Annotated in this window: 23 protein-coding genes and 1 tRNA gene; 21 read left to right on the plus strand and 3 right to left on the minus strand. The window is 35.5% G+C overall.

Going from position 1 to position 21675, the window contains the following annotated elements; genetic code table 11:
• Nucleotides 1-209: 209 nt before the first annotated feature.
• The 18 genes from hemW to IGM13_RS06050 all read left to right on the plus strand — a co-directional run bounded on the left by hemW (nt 210) and on the right by IGM13_RS06050 (nt 17211).
• A complete protein-coding gene (gene hemW, locus IGM13_RS05965) occupies nt 210-1358 on the plus strand; it encodes a radical SAM family heme chaperone HemW (protein WP_002360468.1) in 1149 nt (382 codons plus the stop codon).
• A 225-nt stretch (nt 1359-1583) separates the two neighbouring features.
• Nucleotides 1584-2627, plus strand: a complete 1044-nt coding sequence (gene hrcA, locus IGM13_RS05970) for a heat-inducible transcriptional repressor HrcA (protein WP_002357828.1) — start codon at nt 1584-1586, stop codon at nt 2625-2627.
• 54 nt (nt 2628-2681) lie between these two features.
• Nucleotides 2682-3221: a nucleotide exchange factor GrpE gene (gene grpE, locus IGM13_RS05975; RefSeq protein ID WP_002357827.1), complete on the plus strand. Its 540-nt coding sequence runs from the start codon at nt 2682-2684 to the stop codon at nt 3219-3221.
• A 59-nt stretch (nt 3222-3280) separates the two neighbouring features.
• Nucleotides 3281-5110 carry a molecular chaperone DnaK gene (gene dnaK, locus IGM13_RS05980; protein WP_002357825.1) on the plus strand — a complete coding sequence of 610 codons (1830 nt, stop codon included), beginning with the start codon at nt 3281-3283 and terminating at the stop codon, nt 5108-5110.
• Nucleotides 5111-5224: 114 nt separating this feature from the next.
• The gene (locus IGM13_RS05985) at nt 5225-5347 is read left to right on the plus strand and encodes a hypothetical protein (RefSeq protein WP_002357824.1); all 123 of its coding nucleotides are present in this window, start codon (nt 5225-5227) and stop codon (nt 5345-5347) included.
• A gap of 54 nt (nt 5348-5401) precedes the next feature.
• Complete coding sequence (gene dnaJ, locus IGM13_RS05990; protein ID WP_048945235.1) at nt 5402-6571, plus strand: molecular chaperone DnaJ; 1170 nt, start codon at nt 5402-5404, stop codon at nt 6569-6571.
• Nucleotides 6572-6675: 104 nt separating this feature from the next.
• Complete coding sequence (locus tag IGM13_RS05995; protein WP_002419808.1) at nt 6676-7578, plus strand: helix-turn-helix domain-containing protein; 903 nt, start codon at nt 6676-6678, stop codon at nt 7576-7578.
• 169 nt (nt 7579-7747) lie between these two features.
• The gene (locus IGM13_RS06000) at nt 7748-7891 is read left to right on the plus strand and encodes a hypothetical protein (RefSeq protein ID WP_002384628.1); all 144 of its coding nucleotides are present in this window, start codon (nt 7748-7750) and stop codon (nt 7889-7891) included.
• A 62-nt stretch (nt 7892-7953) separates the two neighbouring features.
• Nucleotides 7954-8484 carry a S16 family serine protease gene (locus IGM13_RS06005; RefSeq protein ID WP_002419807.1) on the plus strand — a complete coding sequence of 177 codons (531 nt, stop codon included), beginning with the start codon at nt 7954-7956 and terminating at the stop codon, nt 8482-8484.
• Nucleotides 8468-9109, plus strand: a complete 642-nt coding sequence (locus tag IGM13_RS06010; RefSeq protein WP_002419806.1) for a hypothetical protein — start codon at nt 8468-8470, stop codon at nt 9107-9109. The genes IGM13_RS06005 and IGM13_RS06010 overlap by 17 nt, the downstream gene beginning before the upstream one ends.
• Complete coding sequence (locus tag IGM13_RS06015; RefSeq protein ID WP_002406332.1) at nt 9102-10352, plus strand: radical SAM/SPASM domain-containing protein; 1251 nt, start codon at nt 9102-9104, stop codon at nt 10350-10352. The genes IGM13_RS06010 and IGM13_RS06015 overlap by 8 nt, the downstream gene beginning before the upstream one ends.
• Nucleotides 10336-11223 (plus strand): ABC transporter ATP-binding protein, encoded by an 888-nt coding sequence (locus tag IGM13_RS06020; protein WP_010775790.1) that lies wholly within the window; start codon nt 10336-10338, stop codon nt 11221-11223. Before IGM13_RS06015 ends, IGM13_RS06020 begins: the two co-directional genes overlap by 17 nt.
• Nucleotides 11195-11950 carry an ABC transporter permease gene (locus IGM13_RS06025; RefSeq protein WP_002419805.1) on the plus strand — a complete coding sequence of 252 codons (756 nt, stop codon included), beginning with the start codon at nt 11195-11197 and terminating at the stop codon, nt 11948-11950. The genes IGM13_RS06020 and IGM13_RS06025 overlap by 29 nt, the downstream gene beginning before the upstream one ends.
• A gap of 132 nt (nt 11951-12082) precedes the next feature.
• Nucleotides 12083-12817, plus strand: coding sequence for a metallophosphoesterase family protein (locus IGM13_RS06030; protein ID WP_002419804.1), 735 nt, complete (start codon nt 12083-12085; stop codon nt 12815-12817).
• 97 nt (nt 12818-12914) lie between these two features.
• Nucleotides 12915-15107 carry a Tex family protein gene (locus tag IGM13_RS06035; protein ID WP_002381943.1) on the plus strand — a complete coding sequence of 731 codons (2193 nt, stop codon included), beginning with the start codon at nt 12915-12917 and terminating at the stop codon, nt 15105-15107.
• A gap of 26 nt (nt 15108-15133) precedes the next feature.
• Complete coding sequence (locus IGM13_RS06040; RefSeq protein WP_002365561.1) at nt 15134-15595, plus strand: SprT family protein; 462 nt, start codon at nt 15134-15136, stop codon at nt 15593-15595.
• Nucleotides 15596-15663: 68 nt separating this feature from the next.
• A tRNA-Leu gene (locus IGM13_RS06045) sits at nt 15664-15747 on the plus strand.
• Nucleotides 15748-15993: 246 nt separating this feature from the next.
• Nucleotides 15994-17211, plus strand: a complete 1218-nt coding sequence (locus IGM13_RS06050) for a pyridoxal phosphate-dependent aminotransferase (RefSeq protein WP_002357817.1) — start codon at nt 15994-15996, stop codon at nt 17209-17211.
• A gap of 65 nt (nt 17212-17276) precedes the next feature.
• Here IGM13_RS06050 and IGM13_RS06055 read toward each other — a convergent pair whose 3' ends face one another.
• Nucleotides 17277-17453, minus strand: a complete 177-nt coding sequence (locus tag IGM13_RS06055; RefSeq protein WP_002357816.1) for a hypothetical protein — start codon at nt 17451-17453, stop codon at nt 17277-17279.
• Between the two features lie 177 nt (nt 17454-17630).
• On the opposite strand from IGM13_RS06055, the gene IGM13_RS06060 reads away from it, so the two are divergent.
• Together IGM13_RS06060 and nagA are read left to right on the plus strand one after the other, a co-directional pair.
• A complete protein-coding gene (locus IGM13_RS06060) occupies nt 17631-18458 on the plus strand; it encodes a helix-turn-helix domain-containing protein (protein WP_002381942.1) in 828 nt (275 codons plus the stop codon).
• A gap of 100 nt (nt 18459-18558) precedes the next feature.
• Nucleotides 18559-19707 (plus strand): N-acetylglucosamine-6-phosphate deacetylase, encoded by a 1149-nt coding sequence (gene nagA, locus IGM13_RS06065; protein ID WP_002357814.1) that lies wholly within the window; start codon nt 18559-18561, stop codon nt 19705-19707.
• Nucleotides 19708-19750: 43 nt separating this feature from the next.
• Here nagA and IGM13_RS06070 read toward each other — a convergent pair whose 3' ends face one another.
• Together IGM13_RS06070 and IGM13_RS06075 are read right to left on the minus strand one after the other, a co-directional pair.
• A complete protein-coding gene (locus IGM13_RS06070; protein WP_002419803.1) occupies nt 19751-20137 on the minus strand; it encodes a hypothetical protein in 387 nt (128 codons plus the stop codon).
• A 13-nt stretch (nt 20138-20150) separates the two neighbouring features.
• Nucleotides 20151-20810, minus strand: coding sequence for a DNA/RNA non-specific endonuclease (locus tag IGM13_RS06075; protein WP_002363828.1), 660 nt, complete (start codon nt 20808-20810; stop codon nt 20151-20153).
• Nucleotides 20811-20970: 160 nt separating this feature from the next.
• Here IGM13_RS06075 and IGM13_RS06080 point away from each other — a divergent pair, with 160 nt between their 5' ends.
• The gene (locus IGM13_RS06080; RefSeq protein ID WP_002363831.1) at nt 20971-21672 is read left to right on the plus strand and encodes an ABC transporter ATP-binding protein; all 702 of its coding nucleotides are present in this window, start codon (nt 20971-20973) and stop codon (nt 21670-21672) included.
• Nucleotides 21673-21675 lie beyond the last annotated feature (3 nt).

Here is a 21675-nt window from a genome sequence, read left to right on the forward strand (position 1 = left end):
TACTTTTCTTTCAAGGTTGAGGAGGTGTCGGTTTTTATGACAGCTCCTCGTGGTTGTTTTAAGTGACTGTGCGAATTTTTTTATGGATTTATTTGTCATTTACAGTTAGTATGGCTAGTAGAGACTTTCCAAAAAGAACGAGCTTTTTGGTAATAAGGAGATAAAACGAGCTAATGACCAAAACAAACCAACTTTCAACTTCAACGCCGATGTTCGATCGGTCGGCCTATATTCATATTCCATTTTGTGAGCATATTTGTTATTATTGCGATTTTAATAAGGTCTTTTTAGAAGGTCAACCAGTTGATGAATATATTCAGAGTTTATTAAAAGAAATTCAACTTACGCAAGCATTGTATCCAGAACAAGAAATGAAAACCATCTATATTGGCGGAGGCACGCCAACTTCATTATCAGCGAAACAGTTAGATGTGCTACTAAAAGGGGTTCGCGAACAGCTAACATTTGATGACCGAAATGAATTTACGGTGGAAGCAAACCCTGGTGATTTAACCCAAGAAAAATTACAAGTCATGAAAAACTATGGCGTCAATCGTCTTTCGATGGGCGTTCAGACATTTGATGATCGCTTGCTCAAAAAAATCGGCCGCAAGCACACCGCCGCAGATGTTTATGAAACAATGAAATTTTTAGAGAAAGAAAATTTTACCAATGTCAGTATTGACTTAATCTATGCTTTACCTGGACAAACATTGGAAAGTTTTCGCGATACTTTGACAAGAGCCTTAGCATTGGATTTGCCGCACTATTCGCTTTATTCATTAATTCTTGAAAATAAAACAATGTTCATGAACTGGGTTCGTCAAGGACGATTACAGCTGCCTGAAGAAGAAATCGAAGCACAGATGTTTGACGAAACGATTGAAGCAATGGAGAAAAAAGGACGGCACCAATATGAAGTCAGTAATTTTGCTTTAACAGGAAAAGAAAGCCAGCATAATCTGGCTTATTGGAATAATGACCACTACTATGGATTTGGCGCAGGTGCCAGCGGCTATCTTGGGCAAACTCGTTACAAAAATCACGGTCCAATCCAACATTATTTGAAACCCTTGCGAGAAAATCAATTGCCAATTGTGGAGACTGAAGAATTAACTCGTCTAAATCAAATAGAAGAGGAGCTATTTTTAGGCTTACGTAAAAAAGTAGGTATTTCTAAACAAAAATTCCAACAAAAATTTCAGGAACCAATTGAAGCGATTTATGGAGAGGTCATTCAACGCTTAATCAAAGAAGAATTATTAATTGAAGAAGCAGATATCTTACGTTTAACGAAAAAAGGACTATTTGTGGGGAATAATGTTTTTGAAGCATTTTTGTTAAGTGAAAAAGAGTAAAAAAATAAAAAAATCATCGAAGTGTGACAAAGCATTTCGATGATTTTTTTATTACAAAAGTTGGTATTGATGGTTTTTGAAGGTGGTTTGCAGCGATTAGCACTCTTGTGTGAAGAGTGCTAAAAAATTGCGTATTTCCCTTGACAAAAAGGTAAGGAGTTGTTATATTAGTATATGTAGTTAGCACTTAGATGTTAAGAGTGCTAATGAAGGGTGGTAATAACGATGATTACAGAAAGACAACAAAATATCTTGAGACTTATCATCCAAAATTACACGAACACGGGCTTACCTGTCGGTTCTAAGAAATTGATGGAGGATGGCATTGCCTCTAGTTCTGCCACAATTCGTAATGATATGAAAGCATTAGAAGAATACGGCTTATTAGCTAAGACCCATTCTTCTTCAGGGCGAATCCCCTCAATGGCTGGTTATCGTTACTACGTGGATCATCTTTTACAACCAACACAAGTAGAAGAGAACGAACTTAGAAGGATCCGTCAATCTTTTGGAAAAGAATTTCATGAGATTAATGATATTATTCGACAATCAGCTGAAATTCTATCAGAATTGACAAGTTATACTGCTTTTTCATTAGGACCTGAAGTGAAAGAACGGAAATTAACCGGCTTTCGAATGGTTCCTTTGAATGATCGGCAAGTCCTTGCTATTATAGTGACAGATAAAGGCAATGTTGAAAACCAAGTATTTGCCATTCCTGCCGCTGTTTCTAGCCAAGATCTTGAAAAAATGACACAAATCATCAATGATAAGTTGGTTGGACAACCTTTGTTGACCGTTTATCATCGTTTGCGGACGGAGATTCCGATGATTTTACATCGCTATTTCCAAACGCCAGAAGGAATGATGAACTTATTCGATGAGATGTTAGGACATGCCTTTGAAGAAAAAGTCTTTGTCGGTGGTCGCATGAATTTGTTAGATTTTGGCATCAAACAAGATATTGAACAATTGAAATCTGTCTATTCCTTTATGCAAAATTCTGATGAGCTGACGCATTTATTAAATGGTTCTGCAACAACAGAAAATCCAATTGTTTTTCGTATCGGCTCAGAAATTGGCAACAATCTCTTAGAAGATATGAGCATGATCACTGCTACGTATGAAGTATCAGGACATGGCAAAGGAACAATTGCCCTGCTAGGACCAACCAGTATGCCGTATTCAAAAATATTCGGTTTGGTAGACACGTTTCGACATGAGCTAGCTTCACAACTAGGTGACTATTACCGTTTTTTAGGTAATTAAGCAAACCTTGTTAGGATAAGAAGTAGATGCATAAAGAGAAAGGAAGTTGCTGAAGTGAGTAAAAAAGAAGAGAAGCAAGAAGAATTACAAGAAGAAATGGAAGCTGTTGATGCTGCTGGCGTTTCTGAAGTAGAAGTTGAAGCAACAGAGATTGAAAATCTTAAAGCAGAGCTTTCCGAAATGGAAGACAAGTTCTTGCGGGCAAGAGCCGAAATTGCTAATATGAGCAATCGAAATAAAAACGAACGAGAATTATTAGTTCGTTACCGCTCACAAGATTTAGGTAAAAAGATTTTACCATCTATTGATAATTTAGAACGAGCAATGGCCATTGAAGTATCAGATGAACAAGGCGAAAGCTTGAAAAAAGGTATTTCGATGGTGCTAGAAAGTATTACTGTGGCTTTAAAAGAAGAAGGAATTGAAGAAATCCCAGCAATGGGTGAAACCTTTGATCCAAATTTACATCAAGCCGTTCAAACAGTCCCTGCTTCTGAAGAAACCCCAGCAGATACTATTGTTGAAGTTCTACAAAAAGGGTACAAATTACAAGATCGTGTGTTACGACCATCAATGGTCATTGTTGCACAATAACAAACGTTAATTAAAAATATATTATTATAGAAAACTAATACAGATTGGAGATATTCACTATGAGTAAAATTATTGGTATTGACTTAGGAACAACAAACTCAGCTGTCGCAGTGCTAGAAGGCGGCGAAGCAAAAATTATTGCAAACCCAGAAGGTAACCGCACAACTCCTTCGGTCGTTTCATTCAAAAACGGTGAAATTCAAGTGGGCGAAGTAGCAAAACGTCAAGCTGTTACAAATCCTAACACGATTTCATCTATTAAACGTCACATGGGTGAAGCTGGCTACAAAGTTGATGTTGAAGGAAAATCATATACACCACAAGAAGTTTCTGCAATGATCTTACAATATTTAAAAGGTTTTGCTGAAGACTATTTAGGTGAAAAAGTTGAAAAAGCAGTTATTACAGTTCCAGCATATTTCAACGATGCACAACGTCAAGCAACAAAAGATGCTGGTAAAATTGCTGGTTTAGAAGTAGAACGGATCGTTAACGAACCAACAGCAGCAGCTTTAGCTTATGGTTTAGATAAAACAGACAAAGATGAAAAAATTCTTGTCTTTGACCTTGGTGGTGGTACATTCGACGTGTCAATCCTTGAATTAGGCGATGGCGTTTTCGATGTATTATCAACAGCAGGTGATAACAACCTAGGTGGGGATGACTTTGATAATAAGATCATTGACTACATGGTTGCAGAATTTAAAAAAGAAAATGGCATTGACTTAGCTAACGATAAAATGGCGTTACAACGTTTGAAAGATGCTGCTGAAAAAGCGAAAAAAGACTTATCAGGTGTAACAAGCACACAAATCAGCTTGCCATTTATTACTGCTGGCGAAGCAGGACCATTGCACTTAGAAATGAACTTAACTCGTGCAAAATTTGATGAATTAACAAGTGATTTAGTTGAACGTACAAAAGTACCAGTACGTCAAGCCTTAAAAGATGCTGGATTAAATCCTTCTGAAATCGACGAAGTTATCCTAGTTGGTGGTTCGACACGTATTCCAGCTGTAGTTGAAGCTGTTCGCAAAGAAACAAACAAAGAACCAAACAAATCAGTTAACCCTGACGAAGTAGTAGCAATGGGTGCTGCAATCCAAGGTGGCGTAATCACTGGTGATGTTAAAGACGTTGTCTTATTAGACGTAACACCGTTGTCATTAGGGATTGAAACAATGGGTGGCGTATTTACAAAATTAATTGATCGTAACACTACGATTCCAACAAGTAAATCACAAGTCTTCTCAACTGCTGCTGACAATCAACCAGCTGTTGATATTCATGTTTTACAAGGTGAACGTCCAATGGCCGCTGATAATAAAACATTAGGTCGTTTCCAATTAACAGATATTCCTGCGGCTCCTCGTGGTGTGCCACAAATTGAAGTAAGCTTTGACATTGATAAAAACGGGATTGTAAATGTTCGTGCGAAAGACTTAGGCACTCAAAAAGAACAAACAATCACGATTAAATCTTCTTCAGGTTTATCTGATGATGAAATCGAACGTATGGTGAAAGATGCTGAAGCAAACGCTGAAGCAGATAAACAACGTAAAGAAGAAGTTGACTTACGTAACGATGCAGATGCTTTATTATTCACTGTTGATAAAACATTGAAAGAATTAGAAGGCAAAGTAGACGCTGAAGAAGTGAAAAAAGCAGAAGATGCGCGTGATGAATTAAAAGCAGCCATCGAAGCAAACGATATCGAACAAATGAAAGCAAAACGTGATTCATTAAATGAAATCGTCCAAAACTTAACAGTAAAACTTTACGAACAAGCTGCGCAACAACAAGCACAAGAAAATCCTGAAGCTGCCCAAGGTGGCGCTGATGATGTTGTTGATGCTGATTTTGAAGAAGTAAATGGTGATGACAAATAATCAATAACAATTGATTTTAGGGACTGGATCATTAGTACAATGACTAATGTCCCAGTCCCTTGTCTTTTGTGAGAAAATCAACCACAATCAAGTTAGCAAGAAACTATTTAGGTTTTGAAAGAACTGTGGTATGATTACAACGATGTTAAACAAGCTGAAAATACCTATTCACAGCTAGTAACACTGATTCAAGGTGTGACAGATAATCCAACCAGAGAGACCGAAAGCAATCGATGAATTTGGCTGGTTCTAAACACATTGTAAAGTTTGAAGAAAGTTGGAGGGAAGTCAATGGCGACGAAACGAGATTATTATGAAGTGCTAGGATTAGCAAAAGGTGCTTCAGATGATGAAATTAAAAAAGCATACCGCAAACTTTCCAAAAAGTACCATCCAGATATTAACAAAGAAGCCGATGCGGAAGAAAAATTTAAAGAAGTTTCTGAAGCGTATGAAGTATTAAGTGATCCACAGAAAAAAGCGGCCTATGACCAATATGGCCATGCAGGAACTGATCCTAATTACGGTGGCGGCGCTGGTGGCTTTGGCGGTTTCGGTGGCGGCGGATTTAGCAGTAGTGGTTTTGGTGGATTCGAAGATATTTTCGATTCATTCTTTGGCGGCGGCGGTGGCCGTTCTGTTGATCCAAATGCACCAAGACAAGGCGCCGATTTACAATATACAATTCAATTGAAATTTGAAGAAGCTATTTTCGGTGTCGAAAAAGAGATTAAGTACAATCGAGAAGATACTTGTGCAACCTGTGGCGGTAATGGCGCCAAACCAGGCACACACCCAGAAACTTGTCATAAATGTCATGGCTCTGGAACAATCAATGTTGAACGTCAAACGCCATTAGGTCGTATGATGAGTCGTCAAACTTGTGATGTGTGTCATGGCACAGGGAAAGAAATTAAAGAACCATGTCCAACTTGTCATGGCACAGGTCATGAGAAAAAAGCACATACTGTCAAAGTAAATGTGCCTGCTGGAGTAGAAGACGGCCAACAAATGCGCTTAGCTAACCAAGGAGAAGCGGGTACCAATGGTGGACCATATGGTGATTTATATGTAGTCTTTCGTGTTGAAGATAGTGATATTTTCGATCGAGATGGCGCAGAAATCTACTATGATTTACCAGTAAGTTTCGCCCAAGCGGCTCTAGGGGACGAAGTAACTGTACCAACTGTTCATGGTGACGTGAAATTAAAAATTCCGGCTGGAACACAAACTGGCACAAACTTCCGCTTAAGAGGCAAAGGTGCGCCACGTTTACGTGGTGGGGGCAATGGTGATCAACACGTGAAAGTGAAATTAATAACACCAAAAAATCTTAATGAAGAACAAAAGGATGCCCTACGAGCTTTTGCAAAAGCTGGCGGACAGAATGTAACTGAACAACAAGAAGAAGGCTTCTTTGATAAAATGAAAGATGCGTTTGGCGGTAAGAAGAAAAAATAAAAGAGACAACCCAGTAAGTCATGAATATTTCGTGGCTTGCTGGGTTTATTTTTCCTTTACATTTGAATAAAGTTATATTACGATGAGAAAAAAGGGTGAATATTATGGTGCTAGATATTGGTAAAAATATCCAGATGTTGAGGTGTAAAAAAGGATTATCTAGAGAATCCCTCTGTGAAGATGAAAGTAAACTTTCTGTCAGGCAATTAACTAGAATAGAAAATGAAAACGCAAACACTACGATTAGTGTACTAAACTTTATAGCGAAGCAATTAAATGTGGCTGTAGTAAATTTGATTGAACAAAAAAGTGAACTGCCTAGAGACTATTTAAAATTAAAACATAAAGTTTTTAAAACGTACCCTGTGATAGGTAGCTTGGAAAGGTTAGAATATAAAGAAGGGATTTTAGAGTTAATATATGAAAAGTATTTTTTTGATCTTCCGTTAGAAGAACAACTAACTATTGAATTAGAAAGTTCAATAATAAGTACTGTAGTAACTAAAAATGTAGACTACATGGAAAATCTTTTGAAAAATAATTTTAAAAGATTAATAGAACCTGAAGTTTATGGTATCAACGAATTATTACTTTCAAAGATATATTTTGAGATGCTCCATAGTTACGGATGGAATGAAGGTGAATTTAGTAAAATATTAAAAAAATTAATCTGTAGTATCAATTACTTGTATGATTTAGAGCTTGTTATTTTGGATGGAGTTTTCACTTCCGTTGCTAGTATTTGTTTTAGAAAAAAAAGATATGAGGATTTATACAATATAATTAAATTTTCTAAGCAAATAAGAAAGCAGGCTCACTGGTTAAATAACTGGGCAATATGGGAAATGTTAGAAGGAAAATATGAAGTAGTTGTTAACAAAAATTTGGGCAAAGCTGATAATAAATACTTGACTGCAATAAATATAGCTGAGTTATTAAGTGATTATCTATTAAAAGAAAAAATATTAGATGAATGGGAGAAAGACAAAAAAATAATTATGCCTTAAATTGTGTTTATAGTCAAGGACAAAAAAGTCATTTTTAATTAAATCATTCTTGTGTATTATGTTACAAAGAAAGGAGATTTATTATGGGAAATGAATGGTGGATTGTTTATACATTGAATAATTAGGTATTTAACCTAATTAAAATATATTTTTTTAGGAGGATTGGGTAATGAAAAAAATGTCAGAAATTTCGATGGTAGAAAAGAAAGTGATGGAAAACACAAAAAGTAAAGTCAAGAAAGAGGTAAGTAATCTTTCGAAAGTATATTCTTGCTGCGCAAAAACTCAACGTCAAGTAAATATACACATTTAATCAAAAAACTCACTATAAAATCTTTATTTTATAGTGAGTTTTTTTAAAAGGAGGAATTAAAAATGTTTTATGTTCCTGCAATTTCTGAAGATGGATTTGTAGAATATTTTGAAATTCAGATTGCCCAGTCAGATACTACTGTAATTACAGGGTTAGTAGGTTCGCAAATAAAAGATTCAGTATTTATAGCGAAAACATTGCTTAAAAATAATAAACAGAAGTTTGGTTTAAATGAAATAAAAGACTTTCATATCCATTTTACTAATAATGATATATTTAAAGATGGACCTTCGGCGTCTCTTGGGATTTTTATGGCAATATTATATTATCAGAAGTATCACACCAAAATGAAGCTAATAAATAGCGATTTTACATTTTTAGTAACTGGAGATGTTGATTTGAGGGGAAATGTCAAAGAAATTGGTGGTTTGGAGGAGAAAATAAAATTTTTTAGAAAAGAAAATTTTTCTTTATTTGTTATACCTAAAGAAGGTAATGAAGTGTTACGTTATAGCGATGAATTAAGTTGTGATAATATTTATGACACTTTGTCTATAATAGAAATGAGGGCTTCTCATGTTGAAAAAATCTAATTATATATTTGTAGAAAGAGGAAAAGAAGCTGTAAGAATAATAAATTATTTTTCTCTCACTGTTTTTGAAGTTCCTTATCAACTATGGAATAGAATTGATGATTGGGTGAAATATGATTTGGAATTAGTGGAGAAGCTAGTTGCAAATGGTATATTAGTTCAAAAAAAATATAAAGAAGAAAATTATTTGGAGTACATATACAATTCTCGCTTTTTTGAAAATAATTATTTCATAAAAATTGAAAATATCAATGATTTGAAAGAATTGAATAAAATTTGTAAAACATATAATTTATATAAAAATATATGTATAGAAATGACTTTTGAAACTGATGAATATCATTTTGAAAACTTTAATCTATTTATCAGAAATAGTTCTACATTAAAACTGAAAAACAATAAAAATTTTTTTGTAAAAAAATATAATGACTGCAAGCAAATATATGATTACCCTGAGGAATTACTTTTTTTATTTGGTATGTTTCCTTCATTGCAAGTAACGTTTGGCTTTTTCAAAACTATGCTTAGCAATAAAGATATTTGTCAAGAATTTAATGAAAGTAAAATATCAATATACAATAATATAAGGGATGAATATAAAGCTGTGTTGGAGAGGGATGAATAAATTGGAAAGACTTAGTAAGTATGTTGTAAAAACTAGGATAAATAAAAGTCAGACTGCGCTTTACAATATGTTAACAAAACAACATATGCTCATTGATAACGAAAATAGAGACTCCATGTATCCAGAATTAGAACATCAGTTTTATATGAATAAAACATGTAAATCTGACAAAGAAGAACTGTTGAATCCTGTAAGAAATTCATATTTATTTTCAGACAAAGTTGCACGATATGTCGTTCATTTAAATTATGATTGTAATTTAAAGTGTAGTTATTGTTATCAGAATGTTATTCCAGAGAAAGAAGTAATGACAGAAGTTACAGTTAACGAGGTTGTTAATTTTATAAATGTTTCTGTAAACGACATCCAACCAGAACAAGTGGATATTTGTTTTATCGGAGGGGAACCCATGCTTCATTCAAAATCAATTGAAAATATTATGAAAACTTTGAGTGTACCTAGGGAGCGAACTCATTTCAATATGGTTACTAACGGTACTATAATGGGGAGAAAATACCAAAGATTGTACGATTTAGGTCTGAAAGAGCTTATGATTACATTAGATGGTCCGAGGTTAATACATGATAATTTTCGTGTTTCGAAACACGGAAGTGGTAGCTTTGATAAAATTTTGGAGAACATAGCATTATTAAATGAAAAATATCCAGATATTAACATTCAAATTAATTGTAATCTAAATGCTGAAAATGTAGATTCTATTCCTGAATTAATTCAACAATTAAAAGTACAAAATATTACCTATCCACTTATATTTAGTGATGTCATAGATACTAAAGATGAACAGTATGAATATACTTTAAAAGAAGATACTCATTGGTACGAAGTACACAAAATAGCACTGGAAGAGGGATATACATACGAACCATTTTATAGAGATATATTTTTAGGATGTAGCATGTTTCAAAAAAATAATTTTATTATTGGAGCAAATGGTTATCTTTATTCATGTATAGAAGCAGTAGGTTTAAAACAATTTCAACAAGTACATGTAAGAGAATATGGTGAATTCATGTTTGATTTTATCCGTTCGCAAGAGATTAATAAAAATGAATCTTTAGAGGACTGTATAGAATGTAAGTTTTTACCTGTTTGTGATGGGGGTTGCTATTATAAGAGATTCAGTAAAACGTTTAAATGCCCCAAAAATTCATTTGAGAGTAATTCTATCCCTCTAGTACATGAATTTTCAGAAAGGATGTATCTTAATGGAAGAAGTGATTAAATGTCAGAACCTCACTAAAAAATTTGGACAAGAACTCATTTTTGAAGATTTATCTTTTGCAATTAATAAAGGAGAAATTTTTGTGATTCTTGGTAAGAATGGCGCAGGTAAATCAACCTTGATTAAAATTCTGTTGGGAATGATCTATGCGACCAAGGGGGAAGTAAAATATGCTGGAATTAAAAAAAATAATTCTGCTCAGCTATATAGCAAAATGGGAGCAGTTTTGGAATCAGTAGACAATATCTACCCTTTTTTATCTGGGATAGAAAATATTCGTTATTTTCTAAGTTTATCTGGAAAATCATACAAGAAGGAAAAACAAAAAGTTCATCAATGGGTCCAACGCTTTCAGTTGCAACAAGCTATTCACAAACCGGCAGGAGCTTATTCACGAGGTATGCAACAAAAATTAGCCATTATTTGTGCGTTAGTTAAAGAAACAGATATTTTATTTTTAGATGAACCAACCTTAGGTTTAGATTTTCAGTCAAATAAAGAAATTATGGCAATTATTGAAGAATTAGCGCACCAAGAGCAAAAAACAATTGTCTTAACCTCCCATCAAGCGGATGTTTTAGAAACCTTGTCAGATCGAGTCTTGTTGTTAAATAACGGTAAGCAATTATATTATGGTAGCTATTCGACCTTTATAAAACAATTTGAATCTGATATGTATGAAATAGTTTTTAATTTTTTAGGAGAACCCTCAAAAGAAATAATTCTTGAAGGAGAGGAAACAGCACAGCTAGAACTACAAAATTTAATCAAACAAGGGTACCAAATTAATAGATTTGAAAAACGTAAGAAAAACATTGAAGAAATTTTAAGGGAGGTTTATCATGAAAATTCTACAAGCATTCGTTGGTGAACTTCGTAAATATTTACTTGAAATTAAAATGTATTACCCTGACCAAATTGTGAGTACAGTGATTACGATTTTTATTTTTATTGGTATGGGATTAATGAGCGGAAACACGTCGGAAAGCTCTTTTTATATTGGATTTGTCTATTGGTTTTTATTAAGTAGTTTAATTGGCGAAGCCTCAGTTTCAACTTCTAGTGAAAAACAAATGGGTGTTTTGGAACAATTAATGATTCAACCAATCGGTTTGAAAAAACTAATTTTAATTCGTTCGAGTATTTGGGGTGTCGTTAATTTAGTGAAAGTTCTTGTAGCACTTATTATTTTAAAAGTGATTTTAAATTTAACTTTAGGCTTCCATATGCTCTTGGTTCCTATTTTTTTTATTGCAAGTCTCGGAATTCTTGGGTTTACGATGCTTTTGTGTGGCCTAACGTTAAAGTTTACTAAAACAGCTTCTTTTGAGTCGATTATTTCATATGGAATAATGATTTTATCAGGTGCGATTTTTCCTCTGGGATTATTACCTAATTGGCTTCAAAAAATAGGTCAATTACTACCTATTACTAAAGGAATCAAAATTAGTCAAACCTTGATTCAAGGTGAAGCAATTTCTAGTGGAGAATATCTATTATTTATTATTATTTCTGTTAGTTATCTGACTTTAGGAATTTTAGCGTTTGATAGTATTTATGACAAGAGTAAATCTGCAGGTGTAGATCGTAGATATTAACAGAATAAGCTGACTCTCTTAAAAGTTTATTGAAAAGTAAACTTTTAAGAGCTTTTTTATTTCCAAACATTTTACGAGAATATTTTAAAATTTAGCGTATACTTAATATAAGCAAGTTAGGAGGGCTTATTTATGAAACCATATGTTTATGTAATCAGTGATATTCATGGACAAGCAGATTTGTTTGATGCCTTACTCACAGACTATGACCCAGTCGAGCATCAGCTAGTTTTAATTGGTGATTTAAACGACCGTGGTCCGCATTCTAAAGCCTGTTTTCTCAAAGGAAAAGAACTTGTCGAGCAACACGGCGCTGTTTATTTACGAGGCAATCATGAAGAATATTTTTTGCAGTTTCTTCAAAATCCAGAGGACTGGTTTGTAGGATATGTTCGCAATGGTGGCAAGGAAACAATTGAAAGTCTCTTGCATCCAGGAGCTACTGCAGAATACTCACCAACAGAAATGGCCTTAATGATCCGTAGTCGCTATCCAGAGTTAATTGATTTTTTAACAAAACGACCGCTTTATTTTGAATGGAAGCATTACTTATTTGTGCATGCTGGGGTTGATTTAACGATGGAAGATTGGCGGCAAACGGCACCTAAGGATTTTTTGTGGATTCGCGAACCCTTTCATCAAGGGAAAAATAATACAGGCAAGACCATTGTTTTTGGGCATACCATTACTCCGATGTTACATGGTGATATGCAGACCACGGACCTTTGGCAAAGTGATGGAAAAATTGGGATAGATGGTGGTGCTATTTTTGGCGGCTCTGTGCATGGTGTGATTTTTAATGAAAAAGGCATTGTCCAAGATATCGAATATCAAAAACGCACCCCTGCGTGGCAACCAGAATTTTGATTCCTTAATCGCACGAATCAGTTACCTCACTTCTATATTTAGAAGCAAAAATATGCTAAAATAGATAAGTATGCATAAGAAAAGAGGTATCTAGTTAATGGCAGAAGCTTATAACGAAGAAGTAGTAGCGCTACTTCAAAAAGAATTGACAACGTATCGTTCAAAACAAATAACAACGGTTTTAACTTTATTAAATGAAGGAAATACAGTTCCTTTTATTGCCCGTTACCGGAAAGAAATGACTGGAAGTTTAGATGAAGTCCAAATCCGTGAAATAGAAGAACGTTATCATTATCTACAAAACTTGAAAAAGCGGAAAGAAGAAGTTCTCCGTTTAATTGAAGAGCAAGGAAAACTAACAAAAGAACTCAAAACAGATATTCAAAAAGCAGTAAAAATGCAACAAGTGGAAGATTTGTATCGACCATATAAACAAAAACGTCGGACTAAAGCGACTATCGCGAAAGAAAAAGGGTTGGAACCATTAGCAGATTGGTTGCTCTCTTTACCTGAAAACGCGGATATCTTAGCCAAAGCGGCTACTTTTATTAATGAAGAAAAAGAAGTTGCAACCGCCGAGATAGCCTTGCAAGGTGCTCATGAAATTTTAGCAGAACGTATTAGCGATGAACCAAAATACCGAACATGGTTACGTGATTATATGGTTAAACATGCGCAATACGTTAGCGTAGTTAAGGATGAAGAAAAAGACGAAAAGCGGACCTATGAAATGTATTACGATTTTGCAGAACCAGTTAGCAAAATGGTGCCGCACCGTGTCTTAGCAACGAATCGTGGTGAAAAAGAAGACATTTTAAAGGTTTCACTTGTCGCTGATGAAACAAAAATTAATGATTATTTCCAACGTCAACTAATCGGCAAACAAGCAACAAGTTTTGCTGCTCCATACATTGAGGCTGCTTATTTAGATAGCTATAAACGATTTATTGGACCAGCGATTGAACGGGAGATCCGCAATGAATTAACAGAAAAAGCTGATGAACAAGCGATTGCAATTTTCGGTGAAAATTTACGTAATTTATTATTACAGTCACCACTTAAAGGAAAAGTTGTTCTAGGATTTGACCCGGCTTATCGGACAGGCTGTAAATTAGCAGTTGTCGATGAAACGGGTAAAGTTTTAGCAATTCAAGTGATTTATCCACATAAACCAGCGACTGCTGCGAAACGTGAAGCCGCTGGTCCAGCCTTTAAAAAAATCATTGAAGACTATCAAGTGGATATGGTAGCTATTGGAAACGGAACGGCAAGTCGTGAATCTGAATTGTTTGTGGCAGAGCAATTAAAAGCGGTGAAGCGTGACGTCTTTTACGTGATTGTTAATGAAGCAGGGGCTTCCGTTTACTCTGCGAGTGAAGTGGCTCGTAAAGAGTTTCCTGATTTACAAGTCGAAGAACGAAGTGCGGTCAGCATTGCACGTCGTTTACAAGATCCGTTGGCAGAATTAGTAAAAATTGATCCCAAAGCAGTCGGGGTTGGTCAATATCAGCATGACGTATCGCAAAAACGTCTTGCCGAGCAATTGGATTTTGTTGTAGAAACTGCGGTAAACCAAGTTGGTGTTGATGTGAATACAGCGAGTGCTCAACTTTTACAACATATTTCTGGCTTAAATAAAACAACGGCGCAAAACTTAGTCACTTATCGTGATGAAAATGGTGTCTTTACAGCACGAAATCAAGTCAAAAAAGTACCTCGTTTAGGACCAAAAGCATTTGAACAAGCAATTGGCTTTTTACGAATTCCTAATGGCAAAAATGTGTTAGATAACACTGGCATTCACCCAGAAAGTTATCCAGTAGCACAAGCAATTTTAGAAAAAGCAGAGATTGCTTCTAAAGAATTAGGGACAGCAGAAGCTATCGAAAAATTGAAACAGTTACCAGTGAATCAATTAGCTACTGAGTTAGAAGTAGGTTCAGAAACACTCACAGATATTATTGCTAGTTTAATCCAACCAGGTCGTGATATGCGCGATGAGATGTCAGCGCCACTTTTACGTAAAGACGTGTTGACGATGGAAGATTTGAAACCAGGAATGGAAATGCAAGGGACTGTTCGAAACGTAATTGACTTTGGTGCGTTTGTCGATATTGGTGTGAAGCAAGATGGCTTAGTCCACATTTCTAAGTTAAGTCCTAAATTTGTTAAGCACCCAACGGATGTTGTTGCGGTGGGTGATGTAGTCACAGTTTGGGTAGAAGATGTTGACTTGAAAAAGGGGCGTATTAGTTTAACCATGTTGCCTCGGGCTGATAGAAAAGAGTAACAATGAAAGAGTCTCAACCAGTCTTGATGACAGATCAAGCGCTTCAAACGCTAGTGGAAAAAATTTCAATCGTATTTTTTCAGAAACCTTTTCTGCATCAAGCTACATTTAATCGGCGGTTAAAAACTACGGGCGGTCGCTATCATTTAGCTTCGCATCACCTGGATTTTAATCCAACTGTCTTTTTAAAGTATGGACAAGAGGAACTGGAAAAAGTCATTAAGCATGAGTTATGTCACTATCATTTACATTTAGCTGGCAAAGGCTATCAGCATAAAGATAAGGACTTTAAAGAGTTATTGGCTAAGACTGGCGGTGCCCGTTATGCACCGCCTCTAGTAGAACGGAAAAAAGCAGTTTTCCATCAGTACCAATGTCAGTCTTGTGGAGAAGTCATCCTCAGAAAACGACGAATTGATACGACACGATATGTCTGCGGAAAATGTCATGGGCGTTTGTCCTGGCAAGCGAAAAAAGAACAAATCTAACGATTCTGGTCTTTGTTATCTTGACAAAGACCAGTAATTATTTTAGGATAAATAAGTGCTCTTAAAATGCAGATGTGTTGGAATTGGCAGACAAGCATGATTGAGGGTCATGTGGACAGATGTCCGTGTGGGTTCGAGTCCCATCATCTGCATCAACTAGTATAACAAGAGGTCGGGACAGAAGTGTTTAACTCCGAGAAATAAGAAGGAGTTGCTTCTGTTCCAGCCGTTTATCAGTTTTTGAGCGTGGCGCAAAAATCCAAAGTGATTTTTGTCCCACGCTCTTGTTTATTACGGAAAAACCATCAATTTTTTATTAAATTCTGATATTTATTATTGCTTTTTCATTATAGTTGGCGTAACTTTAGAGTATAAATTTGTGAAGCGAGGGAGTCCGTGTGAGAAATTTTAAAAAATCCGATAAATTAAATAACGTAAGTTACGATGTCCGTGGTCCTGTTTTAGAAGAAGCAGAACGCATGCAAGAAGAGGGCATACGTATTTTGAAATTAAATACAGGGAATCCAGCGCCATTTGGTTTTGATGCCCCAAATGAAATTGTGCGCGACATGATTGTGAATGTTCGCGATTCAGAAGGTTATTCCGATTCAAAAGGTATTTTTTCTGCAAGAAAAGCGATTGAACAATATTGCCAATTAAAAAAATTTCCTAATGTAACGATTAATGATATTTACACTGGTAATGGCGTGAGTGAATTAATTACCATGTGTATGCAAGGCTTGTTAAATAACGGCGATGAAGTACTTGTGCCAATGCCAGACTATCCTTTATGGACTGCTTCTGTTTCTTTGGCGGGCGGTACACCCGTTCATTATATTTGTGATGAGCAAGCAGAATGGTATCCAGACATTGATGATATAAAATCAAAAATAACTTCGAATACAAAAGCAATCGTTATTATAAATCCAAATAATCCGACTGGTGCTTTATATCCGAAAGAGTTATTACTAGAAATTGTCGAAGTGGCACGTCAAAATGATTTAATTATTTACTCCGATGAAATTTATGATCGTTTGGTCATGGACGGTTTGGTTCATGTACCGATTGCTACATTAGCACCTGATTTATTTGTCGTAACATTGAATGGTTTGTCAAAATCACATCGAGTGGCAGGCTTTCGATGCGGTTGGATGGTGTTAAGTGGAGATAAATCACGAGTAAAAGGGTATATCGAAGGGCTAAATATGCTTGCTTCCATGCGGTTATGCTCAAATGTGTTGTCACAACAAATCATTCAAACCGCATTAGGTGGCTATCAAAGTGTCGATGATTTACTTTTGCCAGGTGGCAGAATTTACGAACAACGAGAATTTATTTACAATGCGATAAATGATATTCCTGGTTTATCAGCCGTGAAGCCTAAAGCAGCTTTCTATATTTTCCCGAAAATTGATACGGCCAAATTTGACATTTATGATGATGAAAAATTTGTTTTAGATTTCTTACACAAACATCATATTTTATTAGTCCATGGTGGTGGGTTCAACTGGCAACAACCCGATCACTTCCGTATTGTTTATTTACCGAAGATGGAAGACTTAAAAACTACAGCAGATAAAATGCGTGAATTTTTAAGTACCTACAAACAAAAATAAAAGAACTACCAAAAAATAGCCTCTAACGAAGCTATTTTTTGGTAGTTCTTGTTTTATCAACAATACTATTCTGCGGTTTCACATGCTTTTTTACTAATAATCATTCGGTTGGTATATTTTTCTTCCATATCAGGACTAGGATTTGCTACTACGATGAGATAAGAATTTTCATACTCCTTCTCCACAAAGCCTGAATAATTTGTTTTTTCCCAAATGAAGTGAACCTTTTTCTCTTCGGCCATACAATAACACTCCTTTTTAATAAAAATGAACCTATTTATTTTCTAAGAAAACCTTAGATAATGTTCTTGCAGTATATTATGCAATAAAGTACAATAAAAGCATAATGCGAATTCGCATATTTTGACAAAATCCCCATTTTGCAAGGAAAATGGCCGATATAAATAGGAGCTATTGTGATGAATTCTTTAGGTGCAGTTATTAAAGAAATTAGAAAAAATAGAAAATTGACACAGAAAATGTTATCAGAAGACATCTGTTCGCAAAGCGTTTTAAGTCGCATTGAAAACAATGAAGAGTTGCCAAACGTTCTCGTAATGCAACAACTTTGTGATCGTTTAGGTGTGACTGTTGATCAGATTATGCGTTATAAATCTGGTGATGTGCACGTTGTTACGTATTCATTTGAAAAAATGGCTGAATATTTTCGCCATAAAAAATATCAATTATTATTAAATTATTTAAAGGAAAATCGTATTGAAGAACAATTGTATTTAGATACGGACTGGCAAAAATATTATTATTATTTAGGTAGTTGTGAATTGTTTGTTCTAAATGATTATGAAAAAGCTATTGCTAGCTTACGTAAAGGGTTATCTTTCACCTATAAAGCCGATAAGTTAAATGTTTCTGATTTAGAGATTCAATTAATTAGTTGTCTAGGTGCCACTTATGGTTACATGGGCAATCGAGTAGAAGCAGAGCGATTTTTAAGTTTGAGTATTCATTATTTTAATCAATTGCCAAATGAACGCAGTAATGCAGAGTTAACGAAAATATTTTTTAATTATGCTGATTTCTTATTTAAAAATTATACAGAAAAAGATGCCGAAATTTATGTGGATCAAGGAATTACTTGGGCCCGCAAAAAAAATAGTTATTATTATTTAAGTGAATTATTAAATCTAAAATATTTAGTTTTAATGAGAAAGAATAAACACGAAGAAGCAGAACGTTATTTAAACTTAGCACAACAAATGAAAAATGTGGAAAGTGGCAATCTTTAAAAAATCCTCAGAATTGCTTAAAAGGTCTACACCATTTCTTGACTTTTGTACTGATTAAGAGTACTTTTGAAGTAAGTAAAATAAAGAAAGAAGGATGAAGATGAAAACATTTATCTTTGCAGACAAGTTCTTTTTAAAAAGCGATGTTAAAGGACCTGGTTATTTAGAAATCACGGATGGTATCTTTGGTAATTATACAAAAGATGAACCGCAAGGGGACGTAAAAATTATTCGTGAGGAAGGCAAATGGATTGCCCCAGGTTTAGTGGATACTCATATTCATGGTTACATGAATCATGACGTAATGGATAACGATGCAGAAGGCATTAAAGTGATGTCTGAAGGCTTGTTATCTTGTGGTGTAACTTCATTTTTACCAACAACATTAACTTCAAGTAAAGAACGTTTAACAGACGTTGCACGTACGATTGGTCAAGTCTACCAAGAAGTACCTGGTGCAAAAATTCAAGGGATTTACTTTGAAGGACCTTTCTTTACTGAAGAACATAAAGGCGCACAAAATCCAAGTTATTTTGGAGATCCAGACCTTGATACATTCCACGAATGGCAAGAAGCTTCAGGCGGAATTATTAAGAAAATTGCGTTGGCTCCAGAACGTAATGGTGTGAAAGAATTTGTTGAAACCGTTACAGATGAAGGTGTCGTTGTTGCTTTAGGCCATAGTAATGCGACCTTAGAAGAAGCTGATGTGGCAGTTGAAGCAGGCGCTAGCGTTTTTGTTCATGCATATAATGGGATGCGTGGCTTAAATCACCGTGAACCAGGGATGGTTGGTGCATTGTTAACGTTACAACACGTTTTCTCTGAATTAATTTGTGATGGACACCATGTACATCCGCAAGCGGCTGAAGTATTGATGGAAAAAGCGGGCCATGATCACGTTGCGTTAATTACAGACTGCATGATGGCTGGCGGTATGCCAGATGGCAACTACAATTTAGGTGAATTTCCTGTTGTGGTAGCAGAAGGAACGGCTCGTTTGGATACTGGGAACTTAGCAGGTAGTATTTTAAAACTAAAAGAAGCAATTAAAAATGTAGTTGATTGGGGTATTGCAACACCTGCACAAGCAATTATGATGGCTTCATTAGTTCCTGCGATCAGCTGTAAAATTGATGATCAATGCGGCATGATTGCAAATGGTCGCGATGCTGACTTTATCGTATTAGAACCAACCATGGAATTAGCAGCCACTTATTTAGATGGCGTTGAACGTTATCGAGCATAAGACACAAGAAAAAGCTTGCGGAAATTTATCCGCAAGCTTTTTTTTATAATTCTTTTGGTAAAATCGCAGAAGTGATTTCTTTGTTCTCGTAGGCAATAAAAAAATCGATTAATTGCTTGTCAAATTGCTCAATATCCTCTTTGTAAAGGGAGCTAGGAATCACAAAGGTTTGCTCCAGAGTGCCTGCTAGATAATCGCCATCTAAACTTTGGGCGACAACTAAAAAGTCTTGTTCGCGCCAATGTTCCACATCTGTTTCGGAAATGGTTTCCGGAGAGGCTAAAAATTTACAATTTTCGACAAACTGTTCATCAATTTCTTCACTGAAAGTTAATTCAGCATCCTCTTCTTGAGGTTGAGAGAGGATTGCTTGCAAAAATGTTTGTGGTTTTGCATCGGGTAATGTTTCTTTTAGCTGTTCAAAATCCAATGAAAGTTCCTCCTTATTGTTTGTTTAAAATAGTTACTGAAAAATCAATGGGTGAATTTGTTTTAAGGCTTTTGGCTTCTAAGATGATTTTTTCAGCCAACAAATCGTTTCCGTTATATACAGGTGTCACGCGATAGCGAACGGTTTCGCCGCGATCAAGAGCTGCCCGAATCTGATTTTCATATTTCGTCATATAAGGAGTGTTGACAGGATTCTGATACAAGGTGGTTAAGTTACGTGGATCATCACCACTGCCTCCCATTTGACGGCCGATTAGGTGGCCACGCGAATGATTAGCTTTTCCTGAAATGAAACCAGCTGGTCGAATATCTTTATTAGCGGAAGTGCCTGTATTGACCATGGCGGGTTTTAATAGCGCATCAGCGCCTGTCGCTCGTTTTAGACGATCTAGTGAATGATAAGTAATCCAGCCGTTTGAGCTATCCTTTAATTCCTCTGCTGAAAATGTGGCTTTACCATTTTCAATGGGTCCAGGATTATCTCCTTTTGGTGCTGGTGTGCTTGAGGGGGTGGTTGTTTGTGGTTGAACATTAAATAAATCTTGTAAAGCATCAGGAACTTTAACGCCAACCGCGCCTAAAATTAAAATGATTAATGCGCCAATCAGCATGATGGTTGAATTAAATGGTGGTTTCTTCTTTCTGTTTGCCATAACGTGCTCCTCTAATTTTATACTTGCAATAGTCCAAATTTAAGTGGACCATCTTTTCTATTATACGTAAATTTGCTAAAAAATCAAAAAAGGCTTTTCTTTGAAAGACTTGTTTTCTCAGATATGTTACTATTTTAATGTAGAAGGGAAGGGATAGTGGATGGCCTATATTGAAGTCAAAAATGAATACAAGCGTTACCAAATGGGAGAGACAACTATTACTGCGAATGACGGCATTTCTTTTGAAGTGGAAAAAGGAGAAGTAGCGGTTATTTTAGGCCCCAGCGGTGCTGGAAAATCAACTGTTTTAAATATTCTTGGTGGAATGGACAGCTGTGATGAAGGGGAAATTATTATTGATGGCACAGATATCGCTCAGTTTTCAGAGAAACAATTAACCACTTATCGACGCAATGATGTCGGGTTTGTTTTCCAATTTTACAATTTAGTCCCAAATTTAACAGCAAAAGAAAATGTCGAATTGGCTTCGCAAATCGTTGCGGATGCGTTGGATTCGACCAATGTTTTACAATCGGTGGGTTTAGGGGAACGTTTAGATAATTTTCCAGCGCAACTTTCTGGTGGTGAACAACAACGAGTAACCATTGCCCGTGCGATTGCTAAAAAGCCCAAGTTACTTTTATGTGATGAACCGACAGGAGCGCTGGATTATGAAACAGGGAAACAAATTTTAACCATTTTACAAAACACTGCTCGTGAAACAGGAACGACCGTCTTAATTATTACCCATAATTCAGCCATTGCAGAAATGGCCGATCGGGTAATTCGAATTAATGATGCGAAAGTTCGTGAAATGACTGTGAATGATCAGCCTAAATTGGTTGCTGAAATTGAATGGTAGGTG

Origin of the sequence: Enterococcus sp. DIV0561 (assembly GCF_050539875.1) — a bacterium.
Classification (GTDB): Bacteria; Bacillota; Bacilli; order Lactobacillales; family Enterococcaceae; genus Enterococcus; species Enterococcus faecalis.

Excerpts from the sequence above, each read along its gene's own strand:
- hemW (WP_002360468.1), top strand. The coding sequence starts at position 210 with ATGTTCGATCGGTCGGCCTATATTCATATTCCATTTTGTGAGCATATT.
- hrcA (WP_002357828.1), top strand. The coding sequence starts at position 1,584 with ATGATTACAGAAAGACAACAAAATATCTTGAGACTTATCATCCAAAAT.
- dnaK (WP_002357825.1), top strand. The coding sequence starts at position 3,281 with ATGAGTAAAATTATTGGTATTGACTTAGGAACAACAAACTCAGCTGTC.
- dnaJ (WP_048945235.1), top strand. The coding sequence starts at position 5,402 with ATGGCGACGAAACGAGATTATTATGAAGTGCTAGGATTAGCAAAAGGT.
- IGM13_RS05995 (WP_002419808.1), top strand. The coding sequence starts at position 6,676 with ATGGTGCTAGATATTGGTAAAAATATCCAGATGTTGAGGTGTAAAAAA.
- IGM13_RS06000 (WP_002384628.1), top strand. The coding sequence starts at position 7,748 with ATGAAAAAAATGTCAGAAATTTCGATGGTAGAAAAGAAAGTGATGGAA.
- IGM13_RS06005 (WP_002419807.1), top strand. The coding sequence starts at position 7,954 with ATGTTTTATGTTCCTGCAATTTCTGAAGATGGATTTGTAGAATATTTT.
- IGM13_RS06010 (WP_002419806.1), top strand. The coding sequence starts at position 8,468 with ATGTTGAAAAAATCTAATTATATATTTGTAGAAAGAGGAAAAGAAGCT.
- IGM13_RS06015 (WP_002406332.1), top strand. The coding sequence starts at position 9,102 with ATGAATAAATTGGAAAGACTTAGTAAGTATGTTGTAAAAACTAGGATA.
- IGM13_RS06020 (WP_010775790.1), top strand. The coding sequence starts at position 10,336 with ATGGAAGAAGTGATTAAATGTCAGAACCTCACTAAAAAATTTGGACAA.
- IGM13_RS06025 (WP_002419805.1), top strand. The coding sequence starts at position 11,195 with ATGAAAATTCTACAAGCATTCGTTGGTGAACTTCGTAAATATTTACTT.
- IGM13_RS06030 (WP_002419804.1), top strand. The coding sequence starts at position 12,083 with ATGAAACCATATGTTTATGTAATCAGTGATATTCATGGACAAGCAGAT.
- IGM13_RS06035 (WP_002381943.1), top strand. The coding sequence starts at position 12,915 with ATGGCAGAAGCTTATAACGAAGAAGTAGTAGCGCTACTTCAAAAAGAA.
- IGM13_RS06040 (WP_002365561.1), top strand. The coding sequence starts at position 15,134 with ATGACAGATCAAGCGCTTCAAACGCTAGTGGAAAAAATTTCAATCGTA.
- IGM13_RS06055 (WP_002357816.1), bottom strand. The coding sequence starts at position 17,453 with ATGGCCGAAGAGAAAAAGGTTCACTTCATTTGGGAAAAAACAAATTAT.
- IGM13_RS06060 (WP_002381942.1), top strand. The coding sequence starts at position 17,631 with ATGAATTCTTTAGGTGCAGTTATTAAAGAAATTAGAAAAAATAGAAAA.
- nagA (WP_002357814.1), top strand. The coding sequence starts at position 18,559 with ATGAAAACATTTATCTTTGCAGACAAGTTCTTTTTAAAAAGCGATGTT.
- IGM13_RS06075 (WP_002363828.1), bottom strand. The coding sequence starts at position 20,810 with ATGGCAAACAGAAAGAAGAAACCACCATTTAATTCAACCATCATGCTG.
- IGM13_RS06080 (WP_002363831.1), top strand. The coding sequence starts at position 20,971 with ATGGCCTATATTGAAGTCAAAAATGAATACAAGCGTTACCAAATGGGA.